This is a genomic window from Pseudomonas capeferrum (assembly GCF_000731675.1).
Lineage (GTDB): Bacteria > Pseudomonadota > Gammaproteobacteria > Pseudomonadales > Pseudomonadaceae > Aquipseudomonas > Aquipseudomonas capeferrum.
The window spans coordinates 2094106-2111909 of record NZ_JMIT01000001.1 but is presented as its reverse complement, the minus strand read 5'-3'; the positions used below and the strand labels follow the sequence as shown (position 1 = coordinate 2111909).

Sequence of the window (17804 nt, the reverse complement as noted above, 5' to 3'; positions counted from 1 at the left end):
CCCAATAAAAGCTGATAGATTTCAGCCGGTTGAAGCACCGGCCCTGCGGTCGGCAGAGGAAAGACCCCATGATTGCAAAAGAAGCCCGTCAGGCCATGGCGCTGCAGCGCTTCGCCGACGCCAACCCGCAACTGCTCGAAGAAATCCGCGAGCTGGATGCGCATGAGCAAGCCCAGCAGATCGAATGGGCCTTCGAAGATGCGGCCGAGGAGCAAGGTATAGAACCTTGGGAGCTGGCGCTGCAATTGATCGCCGAAAGCCCGGAGCAGCTGCAGGCCATGCGCCTGGAGACGCACCGCGAGGTCGCTGAGGCGCTGGGCATGGCCTGGGAAGAGTACTGCCAGTTCAACGAAATCGACCCTCAATAAAGAAGGCGAATTCGCTGGCTGCAGTTGTTTGACAAGGTATTTCGGCTGCGGGTCGCCCAAGGTGGCGCGCAGCCTCAAGTGAATCGGGCTCGACGGTACGCCGTACGTGCCCTGCAAGTTAATCGACCGGCGTGGTTTCCCGTCGTCCCGAGTGGGGTGACTTCTGCTGCGCGACTCACTAGAATGCTTGCCCTTGATTCTGGAGTCGGGCTAACGCCGGCTAACGTCTGTGCAACGAGGAATATCCATGCAAGTTTCTGTTGAAAACACTTCCGCTCTCGAGCGCCGCATGACCATCGCCGTCCCGGCCGATCGCGTCGAGACCGAAGTCAACAAGCGTCTGCAGCAGACTGCCCGTCGCGCCAAGGTTGCAGGCTTCCGTCCTGGCAAAGTACCGATGAGCGTGATCCGTCAGCGTTTCGAAGCTGACGCCCGTCAGGAAGTGTTCGGTGATCTGGTCCAGTCTTCCTTCTACGAAGCTGTGGTCGAGCAGAAGCTGAACCCGGCTGGCGCTCCGGCTGTCGAGCCGAAGTCCTTCGAAAAAGGCAAGGACCTGGAATTCGTCGCTATCTTCGAAGTGTTCCCTGAGTTCACCGTTGCCGGCCTCGAGTCGATCAACGTCGAGCGCCTGAGCGCCGAAGTGGCTGACGCCGACCTGGACAACATGCTGGAAGTGCTGCGCAAGCAGAACACCCGCTTCGAAACCGTTGAGCGCGCTGCGCAGAACGACGACCAAGTCAACATCGACTTCGTCGGCAAGGTAGACGGTGAAGTGTTCGCTGGCGGTTCGGCCAAGGGCACTCAGCTGGTGCTGGGCTCCGGCCGCATGATCCCAGGCTTCGAAGATGGCCTGGTAGGCGCCAAGGCTGGCGAAGAGCGCGTTGTCAACGTGACCTTCCCAGAGGACTATCAAAACCTGGACCTGGCCGGCAAGGCCGCCGAGTTCACCATCACCGTCAACAGCGTTTCGGCACCTGCGCTGCCTGAGCTGAACGAAGAATTCTTCGCCCAGTTCGGCATCAAGGAATCGACCCTGGAAGGCTTCCGCACCGAAGTTCGCAAGAACATGGAGCGTGAGCTGCGTCAGGCGATCAAGGCCAAGGTCAAGAACCAGGTCATGGACGGTCTGCTGGCCGCCAACCCGATCGAAGTGCCAAAAGCCCTGCTGGAGAACGAAGTCAACCGTCTGCGCGTGCAGGCTGTTCAACAGTTCGGCGGCAACATCAAGCCTGAGCAACTGCCGGCCGAGCTGTTCACCGAACAAGCCAAGCGCCGTGTGGTCCTGGGCCTGATCGTCGCTGAAGTGGTCAAGCAGTTCGAGCTGAAGCCGGACGAAGGCAAGGTTCGCGAGATGATCGAAGAAATGGCCTCGGCTTACCAAGAGCCAGAGCAGGTCATCTCCTGGTACTACAAGAACGACCAGCAACTGAACGAAGTCCGTTCGGTTGTGCTGGAAGAGCAAGTTGTAGATACTGTTCTGCAGAAAGCGACTGTGACCGACAAATCGGTCTCGTACGAAGAAGCCGTAAAACCCGCTGAGGCACCTGCCGAAGCCGAGTAATACGCTACTCTCGTAGGAAACCCCCACAAGCCAGCCTTCGCGCTGGCTTGTGCGTATTCAAGCCATGACTATTTGGGAGTGAGCGCAGGACATGTCCCGCAATTCTTATATTCAGCAGAGCTCTGACATCCAGGCCGCAGGCGGCCTGGTCCCGATGGTTATCGAGCAGTCCGCCCGTGGCGAACGCGCTTACGACATCTACTCGCGTTTGTTGAAGGAGCGAGTGATTTTCCTGGTGGGCCCGGTAGAAGACTACATGGCCAACCTCGTCGTGGCGCAGATGTTGTTCCTCGAAGCGGAAAACCCGGACAAGGATATCCATCTGTACATCAACTCGCCGGGTGGCTCGGTCACCGCTGGCATGTCGATCTACGACACCATGCAGTTCATCAAGCCGGACGTCTCGACCATCTGCATCGGCCAAGCCTGCAGCATGGGCGCCTTCCTGCTGACTGCCGGTGCCAAAGGCAAGCGTCACTGCCTGCCTAACTCGCGTGTGATGATTCACCAGCCGCTGGGCGGCTTCCAGGGCCAGGCTACCGATATCGAGATCCACGCCCAGGAAATCCTCAATATCAAGGCGCGTCTGAACGAGTTGCTGGCCTACCACACTGGCCAGGATCTGGAGACCATCAAGCGCGACACCGAGCGTGACAACTTCATGAGCGCCTCGCGCGCGGCCGAGTACGGCCTGATCGACTCGGTATACGACAAGCGGCAACTGGCCTCCTGATCCCAGGGGCCAGAGCAGGTGGGCGCCGAAAGCGCCTACCTGCGGACTTGAAAAAGCCCGCAATTGCCTTCATCTTGTGTTGCAAGCCTACCGGATTGGATCGATCGAATGACTGACACCCGTAACGGCGAGGACAGCGGCAAATTGCTCTATTGCTCCTTCTGCGGCAAAAGCCAGCACGAAGTGCGCAAATTGATTGCCGGGCCCTCGGTATTTATCTGCGACGAGTGCGTCGACCTGTGCAATGACATCATCCGTGAGGAGGTGCAGGAAGCCCAGGCCGAGAGCAGCGCGCACAAATTGCCTTCGCCGAAAGAAATCAGCGGCATCCTGGACCAGTATGTGATTGGTCAGGAGCGCGCGAAGAAGGTGCTGGCCGTAGCGGTGTACAACCACTACAAGCGCCTTAACCAGCGTGACAAGAAGGGCGACGAAGTCGAACTCGGCAAGAGCAACATCCTGCTCATCGGGCCTACCGGCTCGGGCAAGACCCTGCTCGCCGAAACCCTTGCACGTCTGCTGAACGTACCGTTCACCATTGCTGACGCCACCACCCTGACCGAAGCCGGTTATGTGGGTGAGGACGTCGAGAACATCATTCAGAAACTGCTGCAGAAGTGCGACTACGACGTGGAAAAGGCCCAGATGGGCATTGTCTACATCGACGAAATCGACAAGATTTCGCGCAAGTCGGACAACCCGTCCATCACCCGTGACGTATCGGGTGAAGGCGTGCAGCAGGCGCTGTTGAAACTGATCGAAGGCACCGTTGCTTCGGTTCCGCCGCAAGGTGGGCGCAAGCACCCGCAACAGGAATTCCTGCAGGTTGATACCCGCAATATCCTGTTCATTTGCGGTGGCGCGTTCTCGGGCCTGGAAAAGGTCATCCAGAACCGCTCCACCAAGGGTGGCATTGGTTTCAGCGCAGAAGTACGTAGCAAGGAAGAAGGCAAGAAAGTTGGCGAGTCCCTGCGTGAAGTCGAGCCGGACGACCTGGTCAAGTTTGGCCTGATCCCCGAGTTCGTCGGCCGTCTGCCTGTACTGGCGACGCTCGATGAGCTGGATGAGGCTGCTTTGATGCAGATCCTCACCGAGCCGAAGAACGCGCTGACCAAGCAGTATGCCAAGCTGTTCGAGATGGAAAGCGTCGACCTCGAGTTCCGCAGCGATGCACTCAAGGCCGTTGCTCGCAAGGCCTTGGAGCGCAAAACCGGTGCCCGTGGCCTGCGTTCGATCCTCGAAGGTGTGCTGCTCGACACCATGTACGAGATCCCTTCGCAGAAGGATGTCAGCAAGGTGGTGATCGATGAGAGCGTCATCGAGGGTACTTCGCAGCCGCTGATGATCTACGAGAACAGCGAGCCGCAAGCCAAGGCCGCACCTGACGCCTGATCCAGGCGATAACCAGGTGGTGGTTGCAAGCAAGAAAGAAAGGGGCCTACGGGCCCCTTTCTGCTTTTCCTGCGCAAGCGCTTGTAATTTCCCAGGCGTGCCCCCACATTAGGTCCAAGCATCATTTCCACCGGTTTCCGGCCATAAAGGCCGCTGTAGAGGCGAAATCATGAAGACCACCCTCGACTTGCCTCTTTTGCCATTGCGCGATGTCGTTGTTTACCCGCACATGGTCATCCCGCTGTTCGTGGGGCGCGAAAAATCCATCGAAGCCCTTGAGGCAGCGATGACGGGCGAGAAGCAGATTCTGCTGCTGGCCCAGAAGAACCCGGCCGATGACGATCCAGGCGAAGACGCCCTGTACCGTGTCGGTACCGTTGCCACCGTGTTGCAATTGCTGAAACTGCCCGATGGCACCGTCAAGGTGCTGGTCGAGGGCGAGCAGCGCGGTGCGGTCGAGCGCTTCACCGAAGTAGAAGGGCACATCCGTGCCGAAGTTTCCCTGATCGATGAAGTCGATGCCGCCGAGCGCGAGTCGGAAGTCTTCGTGCGCACGTTGCTGTCGCAATTCGAGCAGTACGTGCAGTTGGGCAAGAAAGTGCCCGCCGAAGTACTGTCGTCGTTGAACAGCATCGAAGAGCCTGGGCGCCTGGTCGATACCATGGCCGCGCACATGGCGCTGAAGATCGAGCAGAAGCAGGAAATCCTCGAGATCGTCGACCTGACGACCCGCGTCGAGCACGTGCTGGCGCTGCTGGATGCCGAGATCGACCTGTTGCAGGTCGAGAAGCGCATCCGTGGTCGGGTCAAAAAGCAAATGGAGCGCAGCCAGCGCGAGTACTACCTGAATGAGCAGATGAAGGCCATTCAGAAAGAGCTCGGTGATGGCGACGAAGGCCACAACGAAGTCGAAGAGCTGAAAAAGCGCATCGAAGCCGCTGGCCTGCCCAAGGATGCCCTGACCAAGGCCCAGGCCGAGCTGAACAAGCTCAAGCAGATGTCGCCGATGTCGGCTGAAGCGACGGTGGTTCGCTCCTACCTCGACTGGCTCGTCCAGGTGCCGTGGAAGGCCCAGAGCAAGGTGCGCCTGGACCTGGCCAAGGCCGAGGAAATCCTTGATGCCGACCACTATGGCCTCGAAGAGGTCAAGGAACGCATCCTTGAATACCTTGCCGTGCAAAAGCGCGTGAAGAAGATCCGCGGCCCGGTGCTGTGCCTGGTCGGCCCGCCTGGCGTCGGTAAGACCTCGCTGGCCGAGTCGATTGCTGCCGCCACCAACCGCAAGTTCGTGCGCATGGCCCTGGGCGGCGTGCGTGACGAGGCCGAGATTCGTGGCCACCGTCGCACCTACATCGGCTCCATGCCGGGCCGTCTGATCCAGAAGATGACCAAGGTGGGCGTGCGCAACCCGCTGTTCCTGCTCGACGAGATCGACAAGATGGGCAGCGACATGCGTGGCGACCCGGCCTCGGCATTGCTCGAAGTACTCGACCCCGAGCAGAACCACAACTTCAACGACCACTACCTGGAAGTCGACTACGACCTCTCGGACGTGATGTTCCTCTGCACCTCCAACTCGATGAACATCCCGCCAGCGTTGCTGGACCGCATGGAAGTCATCCGTCTGCCGGGCTACACCGAAGACGAGAAGATCAACATCGCGGTCAAGTACCTGGTGCCCAAGCAGGTCAAGGCCAACGGCCTGAAGAAGGAAGAGCTCGAGATCGATGTCTCGGCGATCCGCGACATCATCCGTTACTACACCCGCGAAGCCGGCGTGCGGGGCCTGGAGCGGCAGATTGCCAAGGTCTGCCGCAAGGTGGTCAAGGAACATACCGGGCAGAAGCAGGTCAAGGTAAAAGTGTCCAGCGAGCAGCTCGAACACCTGCTGGGCGTGCGCAAGTTCCGTTACGGCCTAGCCGAGCAACAGGACCAGATCGGTCAGGTAACCGGCCTGGCGTGGACCCAGGTGGGTGGCGAATTGCTGACCATCGAGGCGGTGGTGATCCCCGGCAAGGGGCAGCTGATCAAGACCGGTTCCCTGGGCGATGTCATGGTCGAGTCGATCACTGCCGCGCAGACCGTGGTGCGCAGCCGCGCCCGCAGCCTGGGCATCGCAGCTGACTTCCACGAGAAGCATGATGTGCATATCCACATGCCCGAGGGCGCCACGCCCAAGGACGGCCCAAGTGCCGGTATCGGCATGTGCACCGCGCTGGTGTCGGCGCTGACGCAGATTCCGGTACGTGCCGACGTGGCAATGACCGGCGAGATCACCTTGCGTGGTCAGGTCCTGGCCATTGGCGGGTTGAAGGAAAAACTGCTGGCGGCACACCGTGGCGGCATCAAGACGGTGATCATTCCCGAGGAGAATGTTCGCGACCTGAAGGAGATTCCGGAAAATATCAAACAGGATCTTCAGATCAAACCGGTCAAATGGATTGACGAAGTCCTGCAAATTGCGCTGCAATACGCCCCGGAGCCCTTGCCAGATGTGGCTCCGGAGATTGTCGCAAAGGATGAGAAGCGCGACAGCGATGCTAAGGAAAGAATCAGCACGCATTAGTAGTTTTTAGCTGGGGGGCTTTCCTTGACAGTTTTTTCGGGGCCTTGCTATAAAGCGGCACGCTATTGTTATCAGGCCACCCAGCGCACGTTACATACGCTTTTCATTACATACTTAGAAACAAACTCATTAGAGAAATAAGGGGACTTAGAGTGAACAAGTCGGAACTGATTGACGCTATCGCTGCATCGGCTGACATTTCCAAAGCTACCGCAGGTAAGGCTCTGGATGCTGTGATCGACTCCGTAACGGGTGCCCTGAAAGCAGGCGACGACGTCGTTCTGGTTGGCTTCGGTACCTTCTCGGTCAAGGATCGCGCCGAGCGTACTGGCCGTAACCCTCAAACTGGCAAGGCTATCAAGATCGAAGCCGCCAAGGTTCCAGGCTTCAAGGCTGGCAAAGGCCTGAAAGACGCCGTCAACTAAGTCGTCTCTTTCAGCCGGACCCGGCCTGGCCAGGTTCGAGCACGTGAGGCGGGTCGCAAACGTTCCCGCCTGACACGTTTGCTAAGAAAAGGCGCATCCTCGGATGCGCCTTTCTTTTATCAGGATTCTACCCACGCTCCGCGGTTGTCGACGCAGTGGTACAGCCGTTTCTGGGGGACGCATGCTGCAAAATATCAGGGACAATTCACAAGGTTGGATTGCCAAGACCATCATCGGCCTTATCGTCGTGTTGATGGCGTTGACCGGCTTCGAGGCCATTTTCCAGGCTGCCAGCCATAGCCAGGACGCCGCCAAGGTGAACGGCCAGACCATCAGCCAGAACGAGCTAAGCCAGGCGACCGACATGCAGCGCCGCCAGCTGATGCAACAGTTGGGCAAGGATTTCGACCCTGCGCTGCTGGATGACAAGCTGCTGCGTGATGAGGCACTCAAGGGCCTGATCACTCGCAAGCTGCTGTTGCAGGGCGCCGAAGACGCCAAGTTCGCCTTCTCCGAGGCCGCGCTGGATCAAGTGATCCTGCAGACTCCGGAGTTCCAGGTTGACGGCAAATTCAACGCCGATCGTTTCGACCAGGTCATTCGCCAGATGGGTTATGGCCGCCTGCAATTCCGCGACATGCTTGCCGAGGAAATGCTCATCGGCCAACTGCGTACCGGCCTTGCCGGCAGCAGCTTCGTCACTGACAAGCAGGTCGAGGCGTTCGCGCGCCTGGAGAAGCAGACCCGCGATTTCGCCTCCCTGACCTTCAAGGCCGACCCGGCCGCGGTCAAGGTCAGCGAAGCAGAGGTCAAGGCGCACTACGACCAGCACGCCAAGGAATTCATGTCGCCTGACCAGGTTGTCATCGATTACATCGAGCTGAAGAAGTCGGTGTTCTTTGACCAGGTCAAGGTTAGTGATGACGAGCTCAAGGCCCAGTACGAGAAAGAAATCGCCAACCTCGCCGAACAGCGCCATGCCGCGCACATTCTGATCGAGGTCAACGACAAGGTCACCGACGCCCAGGCCAAGGCCCGTGCCGAAGAGATCGAACAGCGCCTGGCCAAGGGTGAAGACTTTGCCGCACTGGCCAAGGAGTTCTCCCAGGACCCAGGTTCGGCCACTACGGGTGGTGACCTCGGCTTCGCCGGCCCTGGCGTGTACGACCCGGCCTTTGAAGATGCCTTGTACCAGTTGAAAGATGGCCAGGTATCGGCCCCGGTGCGCACCGAGTTCGGTTACCACCTGATCAAGCTGCTGGGTGTCGAGGCGCCGCAAGTACCAAGTTTCGCCAGCCTGAAGGACAAGCTGACCCGTGACTTGAAGACCCCGCTGGTCGAACAGCGCTACGTCGACGCCAGCAAGCAGTTGCAGGATGCCGCTTACGAGGCTTCCGACCTGGCTCAGCCTGCCCAAGACCTGAACCTGAAGGTGCACACCTCCGCCGCGTTCGGCCGTGAGGGTGGCGAAGGTATCACTGCCAACCGTGCGGTGGTTCAGGCGGCGTTCTCGGAGGAAGTGCTGGAGGAGGCTGCCAACAGCACCGCCATCGAGCTCGATCCGGAAACCACCGTGGTGCTGCGCGTCAAGGAGCACCGCAAGCCGGAACAGCTGCCGTTGGAAGCGGTGGCCAAGAACATCAGCGAACACCTGGCCAAGGAGAAGGCGACAGCCGAACTCAAGACCAAGGCGGACAAGTTGATTGCCGGCCTGCGTGATGGCTCCATTGCCGCTGACAGCGTCCATGAGGGTCAGGGCTGGAAAACCTACGAGGCAGTGACCCGTGGTGAGGACGGCATCGACCCGGCCGAGCTGCAGGCAGTGTTCCGCCTGGGCAAGCCGCAGGCCAAGGATAAGCCGGTCTACACCAGTGTGGTGCTGGGCGACGGCAGCCTGGTGGTCTTGCAGCTCAAAGGGGTCAACGAAGGCGCTGCGGCCACCGACGAAGAGAAGCAGCAGATTCGCCGCTACCTCGCTTCGCGTGCCGGCCAGCAGGACTTCGCTGCCTACCGCAAGCAGTTGGAAGCCAATGCTGATATCACCCGTTACTGAGTGATCGTTGCATGACAAGACAGGCCGCGTAATGCGGCCTGTCTTGTTTCTGGCCTGAGCGGCCCTCTACCGCTTCACCCCTTCATAATTATCCAGCGTATCCCGCGCAATCTCCCGACCCAGGGCAATCAGCTCCGGTGCTTTGTAGAACTCGAAGAACCGGCACACGCGCTTGGGTACGTTGATCAGTACATCGGGCGGGTACCCTGCAATCTTGTATTGCGCCAGCGACGTCTGCATCACTTCGAAGCTTTGGTTGATCAGGTCCAGCAGCGACGCAGGCCCCACGTTGTCGATGATGAATGACCCGGTAGCAGACTTGGGTGCGCCTTCACGTTCGGGGGCCGCCGCAGGCTGCTGGCCTTCCGGGTCTGCAGTACCTGCCAGCCACGGGCTGGGCGGCGCCAGCCCTTCGGCAACGATCTCCTGTTCGATACGTATCAGCTCTTCCGCCGGCTTGCGACGGAAGGGCAGGCGTGAACCCAGCGAGCTGAGCAGCGAATCGAAGCGCATCTTGAATGCCGCCGGGCGTTCGATCACCGGCAATTGGTACTGCTTCTGGTTGGTGGCGTTGAGGTTGACCGCAATGATCAAGTCGCAGTGGCTGGACACCACCGGCACGATCGGCAGCGGGTTGAGAATGCCACCGTCGACCAGCATGCGGTTGCCTTGCATCACCGGTGTGAACAGGCTGGGGATTGCTGCAGACGCGCGCATGGCCTGGTGCAGGCACCCTTCCTGGAACCAGATTTCCTGTTGGTTGGTAAGGTCGGTGGCCACTGCGGTGTAGGGGATGCGCAACTGCTCGATGTTGATCTCACCGACGATCTTGCGGATCTGGCCGAACACCTTGTCACCGCGGATCGCGCCAAGGCGGAAGCTGACATCGACCAGGCGCAGGACGTCCAGGTAGTCGAGGCTTTCGATCCAGTTGCGATACTCTTCGAGTTTGCCGGCGGCATAGATGCCGCCCACCACCGCCCCCATGGAGCAGCCGGCGACGCAGGCGATGTCGTAGCCGCGTCGTTCGATTTCTTCGATCACACCGATGTGTGCATACCCTCGGGCACCCCCCGATCCCAGTACCAGCGCAACGCGTTTACTCATGATTTTCCCTCAGCCTGTGCAACCATGGTTTAACAATGCACCCATTGCTGCCTGTGCTTCAATGTACACCGCGCTGATCTACGCTAAGCAAAGCGCCTTGGCGGGCACTTTTCTATTGCGGGTGCGTCGAACAGCCACTCTTTTCACTTTGAGGAATTACCGATGAAAGCCTGGATCTGCCTTCCACTGATTGCCCTGGCCCTTGCTGGCTGTGCGGGCAAGACGGCCTACCGTGACAGCTGCGCAACCCAGCTGGATGCCGCCTGGAAGGAGCTCGACCTGGCCAAGGCCGAGGGTTTCGCCGGTACTGTCAGTTATTCCAAGGCCTTGTCGCTGCTGACCGGCGCCAAGACCCAGCAGCAGTTCGAGGGGTTTGAAGGTTGCACCAAGAAGGCCGAGAAGGCGCGTTTCTACATTCGTGAGTCGCGCGCTGGCCGCTGACCGAGGAGCGTCCCATGTCTGCCATGCTCGATCACGTGGTGTCACAGATACTGGCCTTGCAGGTGCGCCTGCTGGCCTGCCGTGAGCGCCTCGCCGCCAATACCGACAGCGAGGCATTGCATGACCTGCGCATCGCTGTACGGCGCTTGCGCAGCCTGCTGCGGCCGCTGCGGGGGTTGCCTGGGGTCGAACAACTGGAAGGCGCAGCCAAGGCCCTGGGTACCTTGACGACGCCGCTGCGTGACCGCGAGGTGCTGGCGGCCGAATTGTTCGGGCGGGGCTTGAGCGAGGCGGCGCAGCGACGGCTGGCGGGGCGGGGCAAGACCTTTGCCAGTGTCGCGAGCTGTGCGCAGCTGGCCCGTCTGCTGGCGATCGTCGATGCATTTCCGTTGTTCCTGCGCGCGGCTGATCGCGAAGGCCTGGTGGATGCGCTGGGCAAGCGCATCGACAAACGCCTGGACAAGCAATGGCGCAAGCTGCGCAAGGCATTGGCGGACCCCGCCCACGATCGGCATCGGCTACGGTTGTTGATCAAACGGGCACGCTATGGCGACGAGGCCTACCCGCAACTCGAGCATGCCGGGAAAAAACTGCAACGTCTGTTGAAGAAGGCGCAGAGCGACCTGGGCGCGTGGCATGACCGTCTGCAGTGGTTGTTGCAGGTGCGCGAGGACGCCGACCTGGCAGTGTGCAAAACCGATTGGCAGCAGCAGTTGCAGGAGGCCGCAGGCAAATCCGATGTCACGCTGGATGCCTTGCAGGTGGCGTTGAAGCAGCGATAGCCCGGCAAATGACCGATATGTGGGCTGAACGGTGCAGAGTGGCTGGTTAGTATGTCCTGATGCAGGGCACGTGAATGACGTGCCCCGGATCACCACGGCACAGGAGCCTACCTGCCATGAACTTCACCCAATTGCTCGAAGCCGTTCGAGCCAACCCTGAATCGGTTTCGGTACCGGCGTCATGGGCCCAGGGCCGCGCGGCTTTCGGCGGGCTCATGGCCGCCATGGTGTATGAAGCGATGCGCCTGAAGCTTGCCGATGATCGGCCTGTGCGCTCTTTGGCCATCAGCTTCGTGGCGCCTGCTGCGGCTGACGTGCCGATCCGTTTCGAGGTCGACGTGCTGCGTGAGGGCAAAGCGGTCAGTACCTTGCTTGGCCGCGCGGTGCAGGAGGGGCAGGTCGTCACCCTGGTGCAGGGCAATTTCGGTGCGGCGCGCTCCTCGGAGGTCGAGGTCCCGGCCAAGGCTGCGGTTGCCATGAAGCCGCTGGAGCAGGCTGCCCCTGAGCTTCCCTACATCAAAGGTGTGACCCCAGAGTTCATGCGCCATGTAGCCCTGCGTTGGGCGGTCGGTGGGCTGCCGTTCAGTGGCAACGATTCGCGGCAGATGGGGGGCTGGGTACGGCTGCGCGACATCGCTGACGAGCCGTTGAACGAGGCTCACCTGCTGGCACTGGTAGATGCCTGGCCGCCCAGCCTGTTGCCGCACCTGAAGCGGCCGGCGGCGGGCAGCACACTGACCTGGACCATCGAATTCATCCAGCCCATACCGCAGTTGTCGACACTGGACTGGTGCCGCTATTGCGTCGAGACCGAGCACGCTCGTGAGGGTTATGGGCATGCCGCCGCCGCGCTGTGGTCCGCAGAGGGCGAGTTGCTGGCATTGAGCCGGCAGACGGTGACGGTTTTCGCGTAGCCGTAACGGGCGGCAGGGTCAACGGCGATGCTTGTGCCGCTCGCGCCAGGCACGCCACCAGGCGCCGCTTAGCACAAAGCGCGGAAAGGTGATGAACTGCTCGGTCAGCAGGCGCTGCACGGCGTCTTTGCGGTTGGCGAATGGCTCCGGTTGTTCGGTTTCGAGGCGATGCCCGTGGCGCTGCAGGCCCAGGCCGGCAATCAGGGAGATGACGCCCACGGCGATCTGCCCCAGGTCCAGGGCGAACAGGCCGGACAGCACCAGCAATGTGCCGAGCATGAACAGCGGCACGGCGATCAGGTGCAGTACCAGGTTGGCCGGGTGACGGTGATTATGGTGGTAGCCGCGCCATTGCCAGGCGGGCAGGTTGGGTAGGCGTTTGCTCATGGGCAGGTCCTCTCGGTCATGTCCAAAGCTTAGTGCGGCCCCCGGAAGGGGGCCAATCGAGGCTGGCTATCGTGACTGTAAACGGGGGCTATAGCTTGAGCTGGCCTATCACCTTGTTCAGCTCACCGGCCAGCGTCGCCAGTTCGTTGCTGGTGGTGGCCGAGCCGACGGTCTGTTGCACGGTGTGTTCGGTGACGTCGCGGATACTCACCACTGCCCGGTTCATTTCTTCGGCCACCTGGCTCTGCTGTTCGGCAGCCACGGCGATCTGGGTGTTGCTTTCGCGCATCTGCGCGACCGCACCGGTGATCTCGGCCAGCGCTGCACCGGCTGCCTGGGCCTGCCGGACGCAATCGTCAGCCTTGTACGAGCTCTCCTGCATGAACTCGACTGCATCGCGGGTGCCGGACTGAAGCGCCGAGACCATGGTGGTGATTTCGTCCGTGGACGTCTGCACGCGCTTGGCCAGGTTGCGTACCTCATCGGCGACCACTGCGAAGCCGCGGCCCAAGTCACCGGCACGGGCTGCTTCGATGGCGGCATTGAGTGCCAGCAGGTTGGTTTGTTCGGCAATGCTGTGGATCACCCCGACCACGCCATTGATCTTCTGGCTGTCCTCGGCCAGTTGGCGGATCATCTCGGCGGTCTGCTGTACGCCGCTGGACAGCCCGGAAATCGAGTCCTGAACGCGGCTGACGACCTCCTGGCCGCTGCCGGCGAGGGTATCTGCAGTCTGCGACAGGTCGCGTGTGGCGCCGGCATGCTGGGCGATATGGTGCACCGTGGCCGACATCTGGTTGATGGCCGTGGCGGCCTGGTCGGTCTCGCTCTGCTGGCCGAGCATGCCGTGGCGTACGTCATTCATGCTCGCCGCCAGGCGTGCGGCGCCGGCGTCGAGCTGTGCGGCGGTGTGGGCCACAGTGCTGACCACGCGGTGATAGGTGCCTTGCATGGCGTTGAAGGCGCCCGCCATCTGGCCGACTTCGTCGCCGCACGCCAGGGGTACGCGTGCCGACAGGTCGCCGGTCTTCTCCACATGGAGCATGACGTCCTTGAGGGTGTTGAGCTGGCTGAGCAGAAAGCGGATCAGCAACTGCGAGGCGCCAAGCATGGCCAGCATCAGTATCAGCACGCACACGGCATAGTTGGTGAAACGTTCGAAGAACACCTGGCGTACGCTCGGCGACTGGGCCAGCACGGCCAGTTGCTGATCGCCGTTGCGCAGCACCTGGGCGCCGCGCAGGGGGTTATCGCCAAGCAGCCAGGCAGCGGGCAGTTCGACCCAGCCCTGGGCGTCGCGCAGGACCTCCAGCGGTTCGCCGGCAAAGGTCGGGGTCTGGCCTGGCAGCCAGGTGATGACATTGGCCTGGCGGGGCAGCGTTTGCCCGACGGGCCATGTTGCCAACAGCTGGGCCTGTGCCGCCGCTTGGGCCTGAGCGGCGTCCGCGCGGGCACGCTGCTCCAGATGTACGGCGTACAGCACCAGCAAAAGGGTCGTGACAAAGGCCACCGCGTTGACGGCCCAGAATTTGTACTTCAGGGAAACATTGCTAAGCCAGGCACCCATGGGCAGGTCTTCTCTGAGTTGAGCGGAAACAATATTGGCAAGGTGCCATCATTGTGCCTGCGCCCGCCAGAGCCGTTCTTGATGTGTATCAAGAAAAACCCGAGGTGCCTGTATCCACGGGGGCCCGATGCAGGCTTAGCTCAGCCGAAAGAATGCCCGTGCCGCCGCGGTGGTATGGGTTGCCGTGTGTTCCATCGACTCGCCCCGGTGCAGCGCCACCTCCCTCAGCACTTCCAGCAGAAACGCCGGTTCGTTACGGCCATTTTTCGGCTTTGGCCTCAGGCTGCGCGGCAGCAGGTAAGGCGCATCGCTCTCCAGCATCAGGCGTCCTTCAGGGATATTACCGACCAGCGGGTGCAGGTGCGTCCCACGACGTTCGTCACAAATCCAGCCGGTGATGCCGATGTGCAGGTCCAGGTCCAGGTAGGCGAACAACGCCTCGCGCTCGCCGGTGAAACAATGCACCACAGCGCCGGTCAAGTGGTCCCTGTAGTCCTTGAGGATGGCCAGCAAGCGCTCGCTGGCGTCGCGTTCGTGCAGAAACACGGGCAAGCCTAGTTCGGCAGCGAGCGTCAGCTGTGCCTCCAGGGCCTTTTCCTGCTGAGGGCGAGGGGAGAAGTCGCGGTTGAAGTCCAGGCCGCATTCACCGACTGCGCGCACCCGTTGCTCATTCAACAATTGGCGCAGTTGCCGCTCGCTGCCAGCGTCCCAGGACTTGGCATCGTGGGGGTGGACGCCCGCCGTGGTGAACAGGTGTTCAGCGGCCGCATCCAACTGCTGGCACAGCTCCAGTGCCTGTTCGCTGACCGCAAGGCTGGTGCCGGTCAGCACCATCTGCGCTACGCCGGCCTCGATGGCGCGCTCGACGATGGCGGCCTGCTGGTCGTGGAAACTGCTGTTGGTCAGGTTGACGCCGATATCGATCAGTTGCATGGTGCTACCTCGTGCCGCGGGGCGGCCAGCATAGCAAAATCCGCGTTTCTCGGAAAAATCCAAGAACTTCATGCGGTTGCCGTGGTCTTCTGCCGTCATTTATCACTAGGCGGCCATGCCACATGAGTGCCGCCCACCGACCTCGGACTCGTTTTCGCATGCTGCGATACCTGCTGACCTTCCTGCTGATGCTTGGGCTGACCACGGCCGGTGTTGCCCAGGCGCGCCTGCCGGGGCCGCAGCAGAACATCCCGCCCAGCAAGCTGCGCGACCTGCAGCAGGTTCGGGCGAGCAAGGTGTTGCGGGTGCTGGTCAATCAAAGCCGCAACAGCTCTGGCGAGGTCAAGGGCGAGCCGGTCGGCATCGAATACTACCGCCTGCGTGCGCTCGAGCATTACCTGAATGCCCGCGCAGGTGACGGGCAGCAGATTCAGCTGAAGCTTATCCCTCGGGCCAAGGAGCAGTTGCTGGGTGCGTTGCAGCGCGGCGAGGGCGACCTGGCGGCGCCCGGTGAACTGCTCGACCCGGTGGTGGTGCGCGGTGTCAGCAGCAGCGCGCCGGTGCTGGACCAAGTGCCCTTGTTGCTGGTCGGGCGCAAGGGGGAGCGCAGCTTCAGCCATGTCGAGCAGTTGTCCGGGCGCACCGTGGCCTTGACCAGTGCCAGTGCTGCCGGCCCGGTGATCCAGCAGGTGAACCAGCAGTTGGCCCTGCGCAAGCGCGCGCCGATCAAGGTGGAGTGGGTCGATTCGACCCTGGCGGTGGAGGATGTGCTGGAGATGGTGCAGGCCGGCATCTACCACCTGACCGTGGTAGAGCGCCCGATTGCCCGGCGGTGGGCCAGGGTCATGCCGCGTCTGCGCCTGGACAGCCGTGTGCACCTGGGCTCGCCGCAAGCAATGCGCTGGTATGTGGGGCGCGACGCGCCGCAATTGCTGGCCACGGTCGATCGCTTCCTTCAGGGCTATCGCGCGCCGGACAACCAGGACGCCGCGTTCGAGCGTATCTACCGCCGTCAGTACCGGGTACACAACCCTTTGGCGAGCAAGGATCGCCAACGCCTCAGTGCGGTGCGTGCGGTGCTGCAGAAGCATGGCCAGGCGCAGCAGATCGACTGGCTCAACCTGGCGGCGCTGGCCTTCAAGGAGTCGACACTCAACCCCGCTGCGCGCGGCACAGGCGGGGCCCACGGCCTGATGCAGATCACCCCTTCGGCCGCCCAGCGGGTAGGGGTGAGCAATACCGCCACGGTTGACGGCAATGTGCAGGCCAGTGCCCGCTACCTGGCGTTGATCCGGCGCAAGTTCTTTGCCAGCCCACAGATCAACGAGCGCGAGCGCATGGCGTTCGTGCTGGCGGCTTACAATCTGGGGCCCGAGCGGGTCCAGGCGATGCGTGCCGAAGCGCGTCGGCGTGGGCTCAACGGCAACCAGTGGTTTTTCCAGACCGAGCGTATTGCCATGGAGCAGGTCGGCATGGGCCCGGTCAATTTCGTCAACAGCGTCAACAAGTACTTCCTGGCGTTCAGCCGCGAGCGTGCCGTGCTGGAGCGGGTGGCCAAGCGCTGAGCAATGCAGCTTGAGGCTTGTAACTTAGCGCTTGTAGCTCTAGCATACCGCCTGCGCCGATTTAAACAGCTACTTGCGGGGCGCAGGAAAGGCCCCTCCGGTCATCCGAAATACCGCTAAAGCGCTGGTTCGGTGACGCCTCCCACCGCTGCCCAGCGGGAATCGCGAGGCTGAGAGAAGCGCCATGAGTTGCCCACGTACCAGTGTCTGTTTGAGCCCTTTGCCTGCCAACCAGGCTTCCCGCACACCGCGTATCCTGCTCGGTGGCCAGCATCAACCCACTCTTTTGCGTCACCTTGAAGGGCTTTCGCGTCGTAAAGGCCAGGCCCGTGCCTTTCTCATCCAGTTCACCGAAACCTGCTGCCACCTTGCGCAGTACGGCAACGACCGTTTCGACCTGGCAGTGATACAGTCGCCGGCCTCTGCCGAGGCCGCCGAAGTTATCGGCCATCTCACTCGCATTGCTCGCCAAGGCCTGATTACCCGCCGTTGAGGAGAGTGCTGTTGAGCACCAATATCATCACCACCGAAGGTCATGAGGCCCTGAGGAAGGAGCTGGATCACCTGTGGCGCGTGTACCGCCCCGAGATCACCCAGAAGGTCGCCTGGGCAGCTTCGCTTGGCGATCGCAGCGAGAATGCCGACTACCAGTACAACAAGAAGCTGTTGCGCGAGATCGACCGTCGGGTGCGGTACCTGCGCAAACGCCTTGAAGATGTAAAGGTGGTGGCTTATTCGCCGGAGCAGGAGGGCAGGGTGTTTTTCGGCGCTTGGGTCGAGATCGAGAACGACGAGGGTGAGACCAAGAAGTTTCGCATTGTCGGGTATGACGAAATCTATGGGCGCAACGACTACATCTCGATCGACTCCCCCATGGCCCGGGCCTTGCTCAAGAAGGAGGAGGGCGATGAGGTGGTGGTAAAGACCCCGACCGGGGATGCGGCGTGGTACGTGAACAGCATCCGCTACGGGCAATGATCGGCGATTGCCTGTAGCGGCCATTCACGGTG

At 61.4% G+C, this 17804-nt stretch carries 17 protein-coding genes; 13 read left to right on the top strand and 4 right to left on the bottom strand.

All coding sequences use genetic code 11. The features are described 5' to 3' along the window. Positions 1–68: 68 nt before the first annotated feature. The 7 genes from PC358_RS09475 (at position 69) to PC358_RS09445 (ending at position 9098) form a co-directional block, all read left to right on the top strand. The gene (locus PC358_RS09475; RefSeq protein WP_033699109.1) at positions 69–368 is read left to right on the top strand and encodes a DUF6388 family protein; all 300 of its coding nucleotides are present in this window, start codon (positions 69–71) and stop codon (positions 366–368) included. Positions 369–615: 247 nt separating this feature from the next. Continuing rightward, positions 616–1929: a trigger factor gene (gene tig / locus PC358_RS09470; RefSeq protein ID WP_033699108.1), complete on the top strand. Its 1314-nt coding sequence runs from the start codon at positions 616–618 to the stop codon at positions 1927–1929. A 91-nt stretch (positions 1930–2020) separates the two neighbouring features. Further along, on the top strand, positions 2021–2662 hold the full coding sequence (gene clpP / locus PC358_RS09465) for an ATP-dependent Clp endopeptidase proteolytic subunit ClpP (protein WP_027593952.1): 642 nt from the start codon (positions 2021–2023) through the stop codon (positions 2660–2662). 108 nt (positions 2663–2770) lie between these two features. Continuing rightward, a complete protein-coding gene (clpX, locus tag PC358_RS09460; protein WP_033699106.1) occupies positions 2771–4054 on the top strand; it encodes an ATP-dependent Clp protease ATP-binding subunit ClpX in 1284 nt (427 codons plus the stop codon). A 169-nt stretch (positions 4055–4223) separates the two neighbouring features. Next, a complete protein-coding gene (lon, locus tag PC358_RS09455) occupies positions 4224–6620 on the top strand; it encodes an endopeptidase La (protein WP_033699105.1) in 2397 nt (798 codons plus the stop codon). Positions 6621–6772: 152 nt separating this feature from the next. Beyond that, complete coding sequence (locus PC358_RS09450; protein ID WP_016485887.1) at positions 6773–7045, top strand: HU family DNA-binding protein; 273 nt, start codon at positions 6773–6775, stop codon at positions 7043–7045. A gap of 181 nt (positions 7046–7226) precedes the next feature. Then, on the top strand, positions 7227–9098 hold the full coding sequence (locus PC358_RS09445; protein WP_033699103.1) for a SurA N-terminal domain-containing protein: 1872 nt from the start codon (positions 7227–7229) through the stop codon (positions 9096–9098). 66 nt (positions 9099–9164) lie between these two features. Here PC358_RS09445 and PC358_RS09440 read toward each other — a convergent pair whose 3' ends face one another. Further along, complete coding sequence (locus PC358_RS09440) at positions 9165–10205, bottom strand: patatin-like phospholipase family protein (RefSeq protein ID WP_033699102.1); 1041 nt, start codon at positions 10203–10205, stop codon at positions 9165–9167. A 162-nt stretch (positions 10206–10367) separates the two neighbouring features. Here PC358_RS09440 and PC358_RS09435 point away from each other — a divergent pair, with 162 nt between their 5' ends. The 3 genes from PC358_RS09435 to PC358_RS09425 all read left to right on the top strand — a co-directional run bounded on the left by PC358_RS09435 (position 10368) and on the right by PC358_RS09425 (position 12342). Next, positions 10368–10646, top strand: a complete 279-nt coding sequence (locus PC358_RS09435; RefSeq protein ID WP_027593946.1) for a hypothetical protein — start codon at positions 10368–10370, stop codon at positions 10644–10646. A 14-nt stretch (positions 10647–10660) separates the two neighbouring features. Next, positions 10661–11428 (top strand): CHAD domain-containing protein, encoded by a 768-nt coding sequence (locus PC358_RS09430; RefSeq protein ID WP_033699101.1) that lies wholly within the window; start codon positions 10661–10663, stop codon positions 11426–11428. A gap of 116 nt (positions 11429–11544) precedes the next feature. Then, positions 11545–12342, top strand: a complete 798-nt coding sequence (locus PC358_RS09425) for an acyl-CoA thioesterase (RefSeq protein WP_033699100.1) — start codon at positions 11545–11547, stop codon at positions 12340–12342. An 18-nt stretch (positions 12343–12360) separates the two neighbouring features. On the opposite strand, the gene PC358_RS09420 is transcribed toward PC358_RS09425, so the two are convergent. The 3 genes from PC358_RS09420 to PC358_RS09410 all read right to left on the bottom strand — a co-directional run bounded on the left by PC358_RS09420 (position 12361) and on the right by PC358_RS09410 (position 15229). Beyond that, a complete protein-coding gene (locus PC358_RS09420; RefSeq protein ID WP_033699099.1) occupies positions 12361–12729 on the bottom strand; it encodes an Mpo1-like protein in 369 nt (122 codons plus the stop codon). A gap of 88 nt (positions 12730–12817) precedes the next feature. After that, positions 12818–14296 (bottom strand): methyl-accepting chemotaxis protein, encoded by a 1479-nt coding sequence (locus PC358_RS09415; protein ID WP_033699097.1) that lies wholly within the window; start codon positions 14294–14296, stop codon positions 12818–12820. Positions 14297–14431: 135 nt separating this feature from the next. Continuing rightward, entirely contained in the window at positions 14432–15229 is a 798-nt protein-coding gene (locus tag PC358_RS09410; RefSeq protein WP_033699096.1) for a TatD family hydrolase, read from the bottom strand. 158 nt (positions 15230–15387) lie between these two features. On the opposite strand from PC358_RS09410, the gene PC358_RS09405 reads away from it, so the two are divergent. The 3 genes from PC358_RS09405 to greB all read left to right on the top strand — a co-directional run bounded on the left by PC358_RS09405 (position 15388) and on the right by greB (position 17772). After that, a complete protein-coding gene (locus PC358_RS09405) occupies positions 15388–16794 on the top strand; it encodes an MltF family protein (protein ID WP_033699095.1) in 1407 nt (468 codons plus the stop codon). Between the two features lie 184 nt (positions 16795–16978). Beyond that, entirely contained in the window at positions 16979–17287 is a 309-nt protein-coding gene (locus tag PC358_RS09400) for a hypothetical protein (protein ID WP_033699094.1), read from the top strand. A gap of 11 nt (positions 17288–17298) precedes the next feature. Further along, positions 17299–17772: a transcription elongation factor GreB gene (gene greB, locus PC358_RS09395; RefSeq protein WP_033699093.1), complete on the top strand. Its 474-nt coding sequence runs from the start codon at positions 17299–17301 to the stop codon at positions 17770–17772. Positions 17773–17804: the final 32 nt, after the last annotated feature.